Origin of the sequence: Rhizobium sp. WYCCWR 11128 (assembly GCF_013416305.1) — a bacterium.
GTDB lineage: Bacteria > Pseudomonadota > Alphaproteobacteria > Rhizobiales > Rhizobiaceae > Rhizobium > Rhizobium indicum.
In genome coordinates, this window is record NZ_JACCEZ010000002.1 from 63,223 (window position 1) to 76,895 (window position 13,673).

At 61.9% G+C, this 13,673-nt stretch carries 11 protein-coding genes; 2 read left to right on the forward strand and 9 right to left on the reverse strand.

Features of this window, described 5'->3' with window-relative positions; translation table 11 throughout:
• Positions 1-114: 114 nt before the first annotated feature.
• The 9 genes from pnp to rimP form a co-directional block, all read right to left on the reverse strand.
• Positions 115-2,253, reverse strand: a complete 2,139-nt coding sequence (gene pnp / locus HX898_RS07910) for a polyribonucleotide nucleotidyltransferase (RefSeq protein ID WP_138332081.1) — start codon at positions 2,251-2,253, stop codon at positions 115-117.
• A gap of 349 nt (positions 2,254-2,602) precedes the next feature.
• On the reverse strand, positions 2,603-2,872 hold the full coding sequence (gene rpsO, locus HX898_RS07915; protein WP_003544317.1) for a 30S ribosomal protein S15: 270 nt from the start codon (positions 2,870-2,872) through the stop codon (positions 2,603-2,605).
• Positions 2,873-3,024: 152 nt separating this feature from the next.
• Positions 3,025-3,876, reverse strand: a complete 852-nt coding sequence (locus HX898_RS07920; protein WP_138332082.1) for an alpha/beta hydrolase — start codon at positions 3,874-3,876, stop codon at positions 3,025-3,027.
• 114 nt (positions 3,877-3,990) lie between these two features.
• Positions 3,991-4,923 carry a tRNA pseudouridine(55) synthase TruB gene (gene truB / locus HX898_RS07925; protein ID WP_180194390.1) on the reverse strand — a complete coding sequence of 311 codons (933 nt, stop codon included), beginning with the start codon at positions 4,921-4,923 and terminating at the stop codon, positions 3,991-3,993.
• Between the two features lie 13 nt (positions 4,924-4,936).
• Positions 4,937-5,341: a 30S ribosome-binding factor RbfA gene (gene rbfA, locus HX898_RS07930; RefSeq protein ID WP_138332084.1), complete on the reverse strand. Its 405-nt coding sequence runs from the start codon at positions 5,339-5,341 to the stop codon at positions 4,937-4,939.
• 150 nt (positions 5,342-5,491) lie between these two features.
• Complete coding sequence (infB, locus tag HX898_RS07935; RefSeq protein WP_138332085.1) at positions 5,492-8,245, reverse strand: translation initiation factor IF-2; 2,754 nt, start codon at positions 8,243-8,245, stop codon at positions 5,492-5,494.
• Positions 8,246-8,346: 101 nt separating this feature from the next.
• Complete coding sequence (locus HX898_RS07940) at positions 8,347-9,039, reverse strand: RNA-binding protein (RefSeq protein ID WP_017989926.1); 693 nt, start codon at positions 9,037-9,039, stop codon at positions 8,347-8,349.
• Complete coding sequence (nusA, locus tag HX898_RS07945; RefSeq protein ID WP_138332086.1) at positions 9,036-10,637, reverse strand: transcription termination factor NusA; 1,602 nt, start codon at positions 10,635-10,637, stop codon at positions 9,036-9,038. The genes HX898_RS07940 and nusA overlap by 4 nt, the downstream gene beginning before the upstream one ends.
• Before the next feature lie 59 nt (positions 10,638-10,696).
• A complete protein-coding gene (gene rimP, locus HX898_RS07950; protein ID WP_003544329.1) occupies positions 10,697-11,302 on the reverse strand; it encodes a ribosome maturation factor RimP in 606 nt (201 codons plus the stop codon).
• A gap of 197 nt (positions 11,303-11,499) precedes the next feature.
• Here rimP and HX898_RS07955 point away from each other — a divergent pair, with 197 nt between their 5' ends.
• Together HX898_RS07955 and HX898_RS07960 are read left to right on the forward strand one after the other, a co-directional pair.
• Entirely contained in the window at positions 11,500-13,179 is a 1,680-nt protein-coding gene (locus tag HX898_RS07955) for an MFS transporter (RefSeq protein WP_173862984.1), read from the forward strand.
• 23 nt (positions 13,180-13,202) lie between these two features.
• Complete coding sequence (locus HX898_RS07960; protein WP_171599930.1) at positions 13,203-13,658, forward strand: GNAT family N-acetyltransferase; 456 nt, start codon at positions 13,203-13,205, stop codon at positions 13,656-13,658.
• Positions 13,659-13,673: the final 15 nt, after the last annotated feature.

The window sequence follows — 13,673 nt, forward strand, 5'->3', positions numbered from 1 at the left end:
GCAAGACCGAAGACCTGAAGTGCGGTAAGCGATCTGAAGGATCGCGCCGCGCTTTAGGATACAAAAAAGGGCGCGGAAGCATTCCCGCGCCCGGTATTGAATCTGGAAGGCGGCTTATTCGGCCGCTTCTTCCTTCTTCTTCTCGTTCGGGATTTCCTGGCCGGTGGCCTGGTCGACGACCTTCATCGACAGGCGAACCTTGCCGCGTTCGTCGAAGCCGAGCAGCTTGACCCAGACCTTGTCGCCTTCCTTGACGACGTCCTGGGTCTTGGCAACACGCTCGGAAGCAAGCTGCGAGATGTGGACGAGGCCGTCGCGGGCGCCGAAGAAGTTGACGAAGGCGCCGAAGTCGGCGGTCTTGACGACCGTGCCTTCGTAGACCTGGCCGATTTCAGGTTCGGCAACGATCGAGTGGATCCACTTGCGGGCCGCTTCGATCTCCTTGCCGGAGGACGAAGCGATCTTGACGGTGCCGTCGTCCTCGATGTTGATCTTCGCGCCGGTCTTTTCGACGATTTCGCGAATGACCTTGCCGCCGGAGCCGATGACTTCACGGATCTTGTCGACCGGGATGTTCATGACTTCGATGCGCGGAGCGAATTCGCCGAGCTGGCCACGGCTTTCGGTGATGGCCTTGGACATTTCGCCGAGGATGTGGACGCGACCGCCTTGGGCTTGGCCAAGGGCGACCTTCATGATCTCTTCGGTGATACCGGTGATCTTGATGTCCATCTGCAGCGAGGTAATGCCGTCGGCGGTACCGGCGACCTTGAAGTCCATATCGCCGAGGTGGTCTTCATCACCGAGAATATCGGAGAGGACAGCGAAGCGATCGCCTTCCAGGATCAGACCCATGGCGATACCGGCAACCGGCTTTGCCAGCGGAACGCCGGCGTCCATCAGAGCGAGTGAGGTACCGCAGACGGTCGCCATCGAGGACGAGCCATTCGACTCGGTGATCTCGGAGACGACGCGCAGCGTGTAGGGGAACTGCTCAGGCGTCGGCAGCATCGGACGGATCGCGCGCCATGCGAGCTTGCCGTGGCCGATTTCGCGGCGACCCGGGGAGCCCATGCGGCCGGTCTCGCCAACCGAGTAGGGAGGGAAGTTGTAATGGAGCAGGAAGCGCTCCTTGTACATGCCCGTCAGGCTGTCGACATACTGCTCGTCTTCGCCGGTGCCGAGGGTGGCAACCACGATCGCCTGGGTTTCACCGCGGGTGAACAGCGCCGAACCGTGGGTGCGCGGCAGAAGACCGACTTCCGAAACGATCGGACGGACGGTTTCGAGGTTGCGGCCGTCGATGCGGCTCTTGGTGTCGAGGATGTTCCAGCGGACGATCTTCGCCTGCAGATGCTTGAAGATCGCGCCGACTTCTTCGGGTGTGTACCGGGCTTCGCCTTCCTCGGGGAGGAAGTGCGCCTTCACCTTCGCCTTGACGGCGTCGACGGCGGCGTAGCGGTCGGCCTTCTGGGTGATCTTGTAGGCTTCGCGAAGTTCACCTTCGGCAAGGCCGAGCATTTCGGTTTCGAGAGCGGAGTAGTCTGCCGGCTGGAAGTCGCGCGGCTCCTTGGCGGCCACTTCGGCGAGTTTGATGATCGCGTCGAGAACCGGCTGGAAACCCTTGTGGCCGAACATGACGGCGCCGAGCATGACGTCTTCGTTAAGTTCCTTGGCTTCGGATTCCACCATCAGGACGGCGTCATAGGTGCCGGCGACGACGAGGTCGAGGCTCGATTCGTCCATCTCGTCGAGATGCGGGTTGAGAACGTATTCGCCGTTGATGTAGCCGACGCGCGCACCGCCGACCGGGCCCATGAAGGGAATGCCGGACAGCGTCAGCGCAGCCGAGGTGGCAACCATCGACAGCACGTCGGGATCGTTTTCGAGGTCATGCTGGATAACGGTAACGACAACCTGCGTGTCGTTCTTGTAGCCCTCAGGGAAAAGCGGGCGGATCGGGCGGTCGATCAGGCGGGAAACCAGGGTTTCCTTTTCGCTCGGACGGCCTTCGCGCTTGAAGTAGCCGCCGGGGATCTTGCCGGCCGCATAGGTCTTTTCCTGGTAGTTGACGGTGAGCGGAAAGAAGTCCTGGCCGGCCTTCGGCGCCTTGGCCGAGACGACGGTGGCGAGAACGACGGTTTCGCCGTAGGTGGCGAGAACGGCGCCGTCGGCCTGACGGGCGATCTTGCCGGTTTCGAGTTTCAGCGGGCGGCCAGCCCACTCGATTTCCACTGTGTGTGTATCAAACATGTCTTGTCCTTCAATGCGGGAGCACGCGCCATCGCCGATATCAAGGCGCAGCGCACAGTCGACCGCAATCAATGTGACGTATCACGGGCAAGACAACGGGAGGCTTTTCATCCTCGGTTTCCTCAGGCGTTCCTGAGAAACCGGGCCAAAGCTCACTGACAAGCCTTGGCCGAAAGCATCCGGCAATCCTGCCCCATGACAGGTCAACGGTTGGTTTGGCAGAACCGGCCCATCCGGGTCTGCCGGTCTTTCCACCGCTAAAAGATAGGGCGCGGTTGGAACATTTCATCGGGAGCCGTGTCCCGAAACAGGATCCGGCGGGCGCTCGGAAAGCGCCCGCCGGACAATCTTAGCGGCGGATACCCAGGCTGGTGATCAGCTTGGAATAGCGGCCTTCATCCTTCTTCTTGAGATAATCAAGAAGCGAGCGGCGGCTCGAAACCATCGTCAGCAGGCCACGGCGGGAATGGTTATCCTTCTTGTGGTCCTTGAAGTGTTCGGTCAGGTTGTTGATGCGTTCGGTCAAGATCGCGACCTGGACTTCCGGAGAACCGGTATCGCCTTCAACGGTCGCATATTCCTTGATCAGCGCAGACTTGCGCTCAGCAGTGATCGACATCGGGTGATCCTTTCTAAGAGGAGGAGATTAAAGTCGCCAAAAGCCGGGATGTCGTCCAGCTTTGGCCGTGAATGCAAACGGGCGTACCCGATGCTGGCGCTGCCTATAAACCAAATATGGATCAATGGAAAGAGGGGTCGTCCTTGGCGGCTTCAACGGCCCGCCATGGCGCCCCGGATCATCCCGTCATAGGCTGCAGGATCCTGCAGCATGGCGAAATGGCTCACATCTTTCAGGATGACGAGTTTGGCGCCCGGAATCTGTTTTGCCATCATTTCCGTATGGTCGAGCTTTACGGCTTCATCATGATCGCCGATGGCAAGTGTGACCGGCACCGAGATCTTGCCAAGATCGGCGGCCGTCCAGGCCGGCTGGGTTGCCCACATTTCGGAGATCTGCTTGACGAAGGCGTCATATTCGTTCGGCGTCGGCGAAAGCTTCCGGTACTGCTCCCCGGCGACGTTGATGTAGTCGTTGAAGGTCTTATTGTCCATGACGTCAGCCTTGACGCCGTCTGTTGTGACGTTGGCTGCCTGGGCAATGACGCGGGTCAATTTTTCTGGGTGTTTCATCGCCATGTCGATGCCGATGATGCCGCCGTCCGACCATCCGACAAGCGTCACCTTGTCGATCTTCAGATAGTCAAGAAGTGCCACATAATCCGATGTCATCAGATCATAACCGAAGGGCTGCTGGCTGCGCGTCGAGCGCCCATGTCCGCGGCTGTCGGCAACGATGACCAGATGATCCTTGGCAAAATCGGCGACCTGGTGACCCCAGACCTCGGCATTTCCAAGACCGCCATGGATGAAGAGGATCGGGTCGCCTTCGCCGTATTCGGCGTAATACATCTTGATGTCGTTCACCTCGGCCATGCCGCTCGTCTTTGCCACCGGCATCGAAGGAAAGGCCGGAAGCTCGGCCCAGCGCTCGGCGGATTGAGCGCCGGTGACGGCAAGCAACATCGAAAAGAACGTCAGGATTCCGATAGCAGTTCCACGCATAGTCTTTCCCTCTGTCGGGCCCCCATGGCCCCTCGGGCCGCTATGGCCCGACAGGGAAGATATCGCATCGCTACCGGCTGACAATCGCTGTCGTTGTCAGAAAGCCAGATAGGCTCAGGCGAAAACCCGCTTCGGGCGGAACTCCCCCTGGCCGATCTCGCCGATCGCGATCAGCTTGCCGCGGGCCGTCGCATAGGCTTCGCTTTCGGCAACCGGCGCATCGCGGCCACGCACCAGGATCGGGTTGCCCATCTTCAGCCGGTGCGCCTGGTCGTCATTGATGACCAGATGGGGCAGGGAGGATAGCGCTTCGCAGGTGTTGATCAGCAGCGCGTCGAGGGCCGCCAGGCGCTCGTCCATATCCTCGATCGCCTCCAGTGCCACGAGATCCGCAAGCGGCACCATGGCCTCTTCCGCGAAAGGCGCGACGAAGGTGCGTCGCAGCCCGGACACATGGCCGTAGCAGCCAAGCTCGCGGCCGAAATCGCGCGCCAGCGCCCTGACATAGGTACCCTTGCCGCATTCCACTTCGAAATGCGCGCTATCGGCGTCCGGGCAGGCGAGCAAGGTCAGCCGGAAGATATCGACGTCACGCGAGGGGATTTCGACGGTTTCGCCTTCGCGCGCCAGATCATAGGCGCGCTCACCGGATATCTTGATAGCGGAAAACTGCGGCGGCACCTGGCTGATGGTACCGATATATCCAGGCAGAATATCGCGAATCTGCTGTTCGCTCGGGCGTTTGTCCGAACTCTTGGTCACCTCGCCCTCGAGATCGTCGGTCGCACGTTCCTCGCCCCAGCTCACCGTGAATTCATAGATCTTGCGGCCGTCCATCACGTAGGGGACGGTCTTCGTCGCGTCGCCGAGCGCGATCGGCAGCATGCCGGAGGCGAGCGGATCGAGCGTGCCGGCATGACCGGCCTTCTCGGCCTTGTAGAGCCACTTGATCTTGGAGACGGCTTCCGTCGAGCCGAAATCCACCGGCTTGTCGAGGATCAGCCAGCCGGAAATCGGCCGGCCTTTGGGTTTGCGTGGTTTGGACATGCGTCTCTTCTGTTTATTGTTCGTCATTATCGCCGTCGAGGTCGCGGCTCACCTCGGGCGAACGCAGCAGCTCGTCGATTTTCTTGTAGTTGTCGAAGCTGGTATCGTCGCGGAAGCGTACCTCCGGCATGTATTTCATCTGCCGAAGCTGCGGCCCGAGCCGGCCACGGATGAACCTTGCATGACGGTTCAACGCCTCGATGACGATGCTGTGGTCGGAAACGCCGAGCGGCGTCACATAGGCGGTGGCGATCTTGAGGTCCGGCGACATGCGCACTTCCGAGATCGAGATCACGGTCGCCTCGATGATTTCGTCACGCACTTCGCCGCGCTGCAGCACCTGGGTGAGAGCGGCGCGAACCTGTTCGCCAATGCGCAGCATGCGCTGCGAAGGCGCGGAAGAAGTTACTCTGGTCATTGTTATCTCTATTTGCCGATGCGGCTGGGAATCGAACCCGTCAAAGGAGAGCGTCCATGACTCTTTTGGTCCAAAAGGTCAAGTCAGCAGATGTCCGAAAGCCATCCGCCGGCTGGCGGATGGCTTTGGGAAAAGTTCAGGCGCAGCAGCTTAGAGCGTGCGCGTGATATGTTCGACGCGGAAGCACTCGATGACGTCGCCGGCGCGCATGTCCTCGTAGTTTTCGAAGGCCATGCCGCATTCCTGACCCATCGGCACTTCGGACACTTCGTCCTTGAAGCGCTTGAGCGTCTTGAGCTTGCCTTCGTGAACGACGACGTCGTTGCGGATGAGGCGGACGCCGGCACCACGTTCGACCTTGCCTTCGACGACACGGCAGCCTGCGACCTTGCCGACCTTGGTGATGTTGAACACCTCGAGGATCTCGGCATTGCCGATGAAGGTTTCGCGCCGCTCTGGAGACAAGAGGCCCGACATCGCTGCCTTCACATCATCTACGAGGTCGTAGATGATGTTGTAGTAGCGGATTTCGATGCCTTCGCGCTCGGCGAACTGGCGTGCCTGCGTATTCGCACGGACGTTGAAGCCGATGATGGCCGCGTTCGAGGCTTCGGCGAGCGAGATATCCGACTCGGTGATACCGCCGGCGCCCGAATGGACGATGCGGGCGCGGACTTCGTCGGTGCCCAGCTTCTCCAGCGCACCGGCAATCGCTTCGATCGAGCCCTGCACGTCACCCTTGATGACCAGCGGGAACTCCTTGATGCCGACGCTCTGGCGCTGCATCATCATCTGTTCCAGCGAACCGCGCTGTCCCGACTGGCGGGCAGCCGCCTTGTCGCGGGCCAGACGCTGACGATACTCCGAGATTTCGCGGGCGCGGCTTTCGCTTTCGACGACGGCGAACTTGTCGCCGGCCTGCGGCGTGCCGGAAAGACCGAGAACCTCGACCGGCGTTGCCGGGCCTGCTTCCTTCACATGGTCGCCCTTGTCGGTGACGAGAGCGCGCACGCGGCCCCAGACGTCGCCGGCGACGATGATCTGGCCGGGACGCAGCGTGCCCTTCTGGACGAGCACGGTCGCGACCGAACCACGGCCACGATCGAGCTGGGCTTCGATGACAGTGCCTTCGGCGGTCCGGTTCGCATTGGCCTTGAGATCGAGAATTTCCGCCTGCAGCAGGATCGCCTCAAGCAGCTTGTCGAGGTTCTTGCCGGTCTTGGCCGAAACCTCGACGTCAAGCACTTCGCCGCCCATGGATTCCACGAAGACTTCGTGCTGCAGCAGCTGGTTGCGGACCTTCTGCGGATCAGCCTCGTGCTTGTCGACCTTGTTGATCGCCACGATGATCGGAACACCAGCCGCCTTGGCGTGGTTGATCGATTCGATCGTCTGCGGCATCACGCTGTCGTCGGCTGCGACGACCAGGATCGCGATGTCGGTCGCCTGCGCACCGCGGGCACGCATTGCCGTGAAGGCGGCGTGGCCGGGCGTATCGATGAAGGTGATCTTCTGACCGTTCTGCTCCACCTGATAGGCGCCGATATGCTGGGTGATGCCACCGGCTTCGCCGGAGACCACGTTGGCATGACGGATGGCGTCGAGCAGCGAGGTCTTGCCGTGGTCGACATGGCCCATGATGGTAACGACGGGCGGGCGCGAGACCAGTTCGCCATCGTCGTCGGACACGTTGAAGATGCCGAGTTCGACGTCGGATTCCGACACGCGCCTGACCGTATGGCCGAATTCGCCGGCGATGATTTCGGCAAGGTCGGCGTCGATGACGTCGCCCGGCTTCATCATCTGGCCTTCCTTCATCAGGTACTTGATGACGTCGACGGCGCGTTCGGACATGCGCTGCGACAGTTCCTGAATGGTGATGGTCTCGGGCAGAACCACCTCGCGGGAGATCTTCTCGCGGGTTTCCTGCATCTGACCGCGGCGGAACTTCTCCTGCCGGCGACGCATCGCCGAGAGCGAACGACCGCGGGCATTGTCCTCGCCGTCCACGTTGGCAGTGGTGATCGTCAACTTGCCGCGACGGCGCTCTTCATCCGTCTTCGGACGAGTCGTGACCGGCTTTGCGGGTTCCGGGCGAACGACGCGGCCACGGACCGGACCGCCGCGCGCTGCGCCACGATCGTCTTCTTCCTTTTCGTCGCGGCGGCCGCGAACGGCCCCAGGGACGGCAGCGCCGGCTGCCGGACGGGCAGCAGGTGCTCCAGCCGCATCGGGCCGGCGTGCGGCCGGTGCCGACGATGCGGGCTGCTGCGGCCGTGCGGCGTCGGTGCGTGCTTCGGCCGGAGCCGGTTCTGCGGCTGCCGGTTCAGCAACAGCGGGTGCCTCAGCCTGCCGGACGGCCTCTTCAGCGGCCCGGCGGGCAGCTTCTTCCGCTTCGGCTGCCTTGCGGATAACCTCTTCGGCGGCACGGAGCTTTTCTTCCTCGGCACGGCGGATCGCATCCTGGGCGTCACGCGCCTGGGAGTCGGCAAGCGCGCGGCGGCGGGCGTCCATCTCTTCCGGCGACAGATGGTTCAACACCACCGGGCGCGGACGATCGTTCTGGCGCGGCGGCTGGTGAGACTGCTGCGGCGGACGCTGGTTCGTCTGGTTGTTGTTGCCCTGCTGAACCCGCGGTGCCGGCGTCGGCTGCTGCGGACGCGCCTGCACGGGTGCGGGCGCCGGTTCGGCTGCGCGCACGGGGGCCGGCGGAGCGACGGGTGTGATCGGCTTTTCGTCTTCCGGGCGCATCGGGCGCCGCTTACGGGTCTCGACGACGACCGCCTTGGTGCGACCTCGACCCATATCCTGGCGAACGGTGCCCTGGCTCATCCCCGATGGTTTCAGGGTGAGTGTCTTTTTGCCCGCTACGCTGATTGTCTTGTCGTCGTTACTATCGGTCATTCGTTCCCGTTCCTTCGGACAGGGAGCGATGACTAGATCAGACCCTGTCGTTCAATACTGTCGATCAATGAGGATGGGACCGGCCGATGCCGGTGACCGCCTCATTGTTTTTGCCGGCCAGCGCCGCCCGCTGCCCGGGACTGACCGCCAATACGGTACTGTTCGAGCATCTTTGCGCGCTTCACTACACCTTCACCCGCCTGCCCTGCAAGCACTGCGGCATGGATAAAAGCATTCTGGCCCATCAGGCCTTCCATTTCGCTCTCCGAGAAGAGACGGAAGGAAGGTATCTCCTCCTCGGTCTCCATTCCGAGGTGCCAGGCCTTGCGGGCCTGGTCGATTTTCCGGACGCCATCGTCCGCTGCACCAGTCGCGTGGAACACCGCAAGGGCTGCTCCGCTTCTGACCGCGGCATCCACTTTCGAGGACCCGCTGACGAACTGGCCGGCTTTCCGCGCCATGTTCATCATCTGCATCAATTGCGCCGCGAGCAGCCGATCGACACTCGCGCCGAGATCGTCCGCCGCCTTTACATCCGTCTTCAGCGCGCGGGCGAAGAGCTTCTTCGCCACCGCCCTGTCGACCAGCGACCGGTCGATCTTCACCCAGCATCCGCGTCCCGGAAGCTCGCGCTTCAGATCGGCGACAACTGTTCCATCGGGAGCGGCGACGAAGCGGATCAGCTCTTCCGGCGATCCGCTTTCGCGCGTCACGATGCACATGCGTCCGTTCACGTCATAACCTGCAAGATCGTCGTCCTCGAGAGGAGCGTCCGGTTCATGCGCGGTCATCATGCTTCTTGTTCGGCTTCGGTGACCTCTTCTTCGGTCCCCTTCGCCAGGTCCTCTTGCGTGATCCAGCCAGCCGAAAGGCGGGCCTGGACGATCATCTGTTCTGCCTCGACGCGCGAGACGTCGAACTTCGAGAACAGGCCCTCGAACTTCTTCGTTTCGCCGTTCTTGCGTTCCGACCAGCCGACGAGATCGTCGGCAGCGCAACCGGCAAAGTCCTCGATCGACTTGATGCCGTCTTCGCCGAGCGCCACCATCATCTGGGCGGTCATGCCGTTGATTTCACGCAGTTCGTCCTGAACACCGAGCGCCTTGCGCTTCTCGTCCATCTCGGCTTCGAGACGCTCGAGGAATTCGCGGGCGCGCTGCTGGATTTCCTGCGCCGTCTCCTCGTCGAAACCGTCGATCGAAGAGATTTCGTCGAGATCGACATAAGCCAGTTCTTCGACCGCGGCAAAACCTTCCGAAGCCAGAACCTGGCCGACCATCTCGTCGACATCGAGCGAATCCATGAACAGATTGGTACGCTCGTTGAATTCCTTCTGGCGGCGTTCCGATTCCTCGGCCTCCGTCATGATGTCGATATCCCAGCCGGTCAGCTGCGAAGCGAGGCGGACGTTCTGGCCGCGGCGGCCGATGGCAAGCGACAGCTGCTCGTCGGGAACGACGACTTCGATACGCTCGGCATCCTCGTCGAGAACGACCTTGGCGACCTCAGCCGGCTGCAGGGCGTTGACGACGAAGGTCGCCGGGTCTTGGCTCCACGGAATGATGTCGATCTTCTCGCCCTGAAGCTCGCCGACGACGGCCTGAACGCGTGAGCCGCGCATACCGACGCAGGCGCCGACCGGATCGATCGAACTGTCGTTCGAGATCACCGCGATCTTGGCACGTGAACCCGGGTCGCGGGCGACCGACTTTACCTGGATGATGCCGTCGTAGATCTCCGGCACTTCCATGGTGAAAAGCTTCACCATGAATTGCGGATGCGTACGCGACAGGAAGATCTGCGGGCCGCGCTGCTCGCGACGGACATCATAGACGTAGGCACGGACGCGATCGCCATAGCGGACGTTTTCGCGCGGGATCATTTCGTCGCGGCGGATGATGCCTTCGCCACGGCCGAGATCGACGATGACGTTGCCGTATTCGACGCGCTTGACGGTGCCGTTGACGATTTCGCCGGTGCGATCCTTGAATTCGTCGAACTGGCGGTCGCGCTCGGCTTCACGCACCTTCTGCACGATCACCTGCTTGGCCGACTGTGCGGCGATGCGGCCGAAATCCATCGGCGGCAGCGGATCGGCGATGAAATCGCCGAGTGCGGCGTCCGGGTTGCGGTCGCGGGCCAGCTCCAGCGGGATCTGGGTCGAATAATCCTCGGCCTTCTCGACGACTTCGAGCAGGCGCTGCAGGCGGATTTCGCCGGTCTTCGGATTGATGTCGGCACGGATGTTGGACTCGGTGCCGTAACGGGAGCGTGCCGCCTTCTGGATGGCATCGGCCATTGCGGCCAGCACGATCTCGCGGTCGATGACTTTTTCGCGCGCCACTGCATCTGCGATCTGCAGAAGTTCGAGCCGGTTCGCACTGACTGCCATTGTCTTGTTTCTCCGTCTTTACTCCAGGGGTCCCGTCCCTGGAGCGGTCTGTTGATCGGTTATTCTTCGTCGTCCGCTTCGTTCTGGTTGGCGGCCTGGGCTTTCGCCAGCTTGTCGGCGCGCAACGCGTCGCGGATCAGGTCGTCGGTCAGAATGAGCTTCGCATCGCTAAGCGCCGTGAAGGGAATGGTGACCTTCTGCTCTTCCCCATAGGCGATCTGGTCACGCTCGAGCGTGAAACCATCTGTGCCTGCTTCGACGATCTTGCCGCGGAAGCGCTTGCGATTGTCGATCAAGATCGACGTCTCGCATTTCACAAGGTGGCCCTGCCAGCGGACGAAATCAGATTTCCGCACCATCGGACGGTCGATGCCGGGCGAAGACACTTCCAGATGATACTCTTTATCGACCGGATCTTCCACATCGAGGACGGGAGAAATCGCCATCGAGACTTCTTCGCAATCCTGAACCGTCATCGTGCCGTCGTTGCGTTCGGCCATGACCTGCATCGTCGCACCGTTCTGGTTCATCATGCGGACGCGGATAAGGCGGAAGCCCAGGTCGACGAGAACGGGTTCGATGATATCGGCAAGACGCTGGTCGAGCCCGGTTTCGGTTATCAGCCGCGGCTCACGTTCATTGTCTGCGTTTGTCAGATCCGACAAGCGGTGCGCTCCTCGCAATTTCATGCTTTTTCGGCGATCGCGCTAATAAAAAAGAGCGGGTCCTTGCGGCCCACTCTTCATCAAGCGATCAAGAATTTGAGAGGCATATAGTCGGGTTTTTCCGAAATTGCAAGGTCCGCGACCGATTCGGCCAATTCGCTTGCCGCGCGTGAACAGGCCTATGGCCAGCGCCGGTCTTGCGCATATATTGCCGTTGGCGCGCAATAACAAAAGCGGGAGAAATCGTGGCCTACACTTCGTCGACATTGGCGCCTTTGCGGCACGATACCTACCGCACCATCTGGTTCGCGAGCCTTTCTTCGAATTTCGGCGGCCTGATCCAGGCGGTCGGCGCCGCCTGGATGATGACGACGATCACCGCCTCGGAGGACATGGTCGCGCTGGTGCAGACCTCGACGGCGCTGCCGATTATGCTGTTTTCGCTGATATCGGGTGCGCTGGCCGACAATTATGACCGCCGCCGGGTCATGCTGACGGCGCAGTGCATGATGCTCACGGTCTCGGCGCTGCTGACGGCCTCAGCCCTGCTCGGCTGGATCACGCCCTGGCTGCTGCTCTTCTTCACCTTCCTGATCGGCTGCGGCACCGCGCTCAACAATCCCTCCTGGCAGGCATCAGTCGGCGATATGGTGCCGCGCGCCGATCTGCCGGCAGCGGTCACGCTGAACAGCATGGGTTTCAACATCACCCGCAGCGTCGGCCCGGCGATCGGCGGCGTCATCGTGGCTGCTGCCGGCGCGGCCGCAGCCTTCGCGGTGAATACGCTGAGTTACCTCGCCTTGATCTATGCCCTGCTGCGCTGGCGGCCAGCCGCGCCCGTCTCGACCCTTCCGCGGGAGGCGCTAGGCAGCGCCATCTTCGCCGGCCTGCGTTATGTCTCGATGTCGCCCAATCTCGAAAAGGTCCTCGTCAGAGGGCTGCTCTTCGGCATCGGCGCCAGCTCGATCCTGGCGCTGCTGCCGGTCGTCGCCCTCGATCTCGTTGCCGGCGGGCCGCTGACCTACGGTTTCATGCTCGGCGCCTTCGGCATCGGCGCAATCGGCGGTGCGGTGCTGAATGCCAGGCTTCGCCAGGTGCTTTCCAGCGAGATGATCATCCGCCTCTCCTTTGCCGGTTTTGCACTGAGTGCGGTCATCGCAGCCTTGAGCCCGAGTGCCGTCTTGACCTCCGCCGGGCTGCTCGTTTCAGGCGCCTGCTGGGTCTCCGCACTATCGCTGTTCAACACCATCGTCCAGCTTTCGACGCCGCGCTGGGTGGTCGGCCGGGCGCTGTCGCTCTACCAGACCGTCACCTTCGGCGGCATTGCCGGCGGCAGCTGGCTGTGGGGCGTTGCCGCCGATCGCTACGGCGTCGCCGATGCTCTGCTGATGTCATCCGTCGTCATGCTGCTCGGCATCGCCATCGGCCTGCGCTTTTCCATGCCGGCCTTTGCCTCGCTCAACCTCGATCCGCTGAACCGCTTCACCGAACCGGCCCTCAGTCTCGACATCACGCCGCGCAGCGGCCCGATCGTCATCCAGGTCGACTACGAGATTGCCGACGAGGACCTTGCCGAGTTCATGGAATTGATGGGCGAGCGCCGCCGTATCCGCATCCGCGACGGCGCCCGCAACTGGGCGCTGATGCGTGATCTCGAAAATCCCAGCCTTTGGACGGAAACCTACCATACGCCGACCTGGGTCGAATACATAAGGCACAACCAGCGGCGCACGCAGGCCGATGCCGAAAACACCGACAGGCTGCGTGCGCTTCACCGCGGCGAAGGTCCGCTGCATGTCCACCGCATGATCGAACGCCAGGCCATTCCGCCGGGTGACGACGTCTTCCACAAGGCGCCGATCGATCTGCATCATTGAGACCAGGTGTGCAGAGATCAAACATGTACAGATTCAGGCTCGCTCACCAATCCGACCTGGCTGCCATCGTCCGGCTTCTGGCCGATGACGATCTTGGCGGCAGAAGGGAGATCGTTTCGGATCCTGTCGACGCGCGTTATCTCTCGGCCTTCGCCGCGATCGAGGCGGACGCCAATCAGCTTCTGGCCGTCGCCAATGACGCGACCGATCGGGTCGTCGGCTGCCTGCAGCTGAGTTTTGTTCCCGGTCTTTCGAGGACGGGCATGTGGCGCGGCCAGATCGAAAGCGTGCGTGTCGCAAGCGATCTTCGCGGTTCTGGCCTCGGCGCACAATTCATCGAATGGGCGATCGCCCAATGCGCCGAGCGCGGCTGCGGCCTCGTGCAGTTGACATCGGACAAGACGCGAGGGGATGCGATCCGCTTCTACGAGAAGCTCGGTTTCGTCGCCAGCCATGAAGGTTTGAAACGCAATCTCTGAAGCAATTCCAGGAAA

Bases quoted from the DNA above. Each gene is read 5' to 3' on its own strand.
- pnp (WP_138332081.1), bottom strand. From the start codon at position 2,253: ATGTTTGATACACACACAGTGGAAATCGAGTGGGCTGGCCGCCCGCTG.
- rpsO (WP_003544317.1), bottom strand. From the start codon at position 2,872: ATGTCGATCACTGCTGAGCGCAAGTCTGCGCTGATCAAGGAATATGCG.
- HX898_RS07920 (WP_138332082.1), bottom strand. From the start codon at position 3,876: ATGCGTGGAACTGCTATCGGAATCCTGACGTTCTTTTCGATGTTGCTT.
- truB (WP_180194390.1), bottom strand. From the start codon at position 4,923: ATGTCCAAACCACGCAAACCCAAAGGCCGGCCGATTTCCGGCTGGCTG.
- rbfA (WP_138332084.1), bottom strand. From the start codon at position 5,341: ATGACCAGAGTAACTTCTTCCGCGCCTTCGCAGCGCATGCTGCGCATT.
- infB (WP_138332085.1), bottom strand. From the start codon at position 8,245: ATGACCGATAGTAACGACGACAAGACAATCAGCGTAGCGGGCAAAAAG.
- HX898_RS07940 (WP_017989926.1), bottom strand. From the start codon at position 9,039: ATGATGACCGCGCATGAACCGGACGCTCCTCTCGAGGACGACGATCTT.
- nusA (WP_138332086.1), bottom strand. From the start codon at position 10,637: ATGGCAGTCAGTGCGAACCGGCTCGAACTTCTGCAGATCGCAGATGCA.
- HX898_RS07960 (WP_171599930.1), top strand. From the start codon at position 13,203: ATGTACAGATTCAGGCTCGCTCACCAATCCGACCTGGCTGCCATCGTC.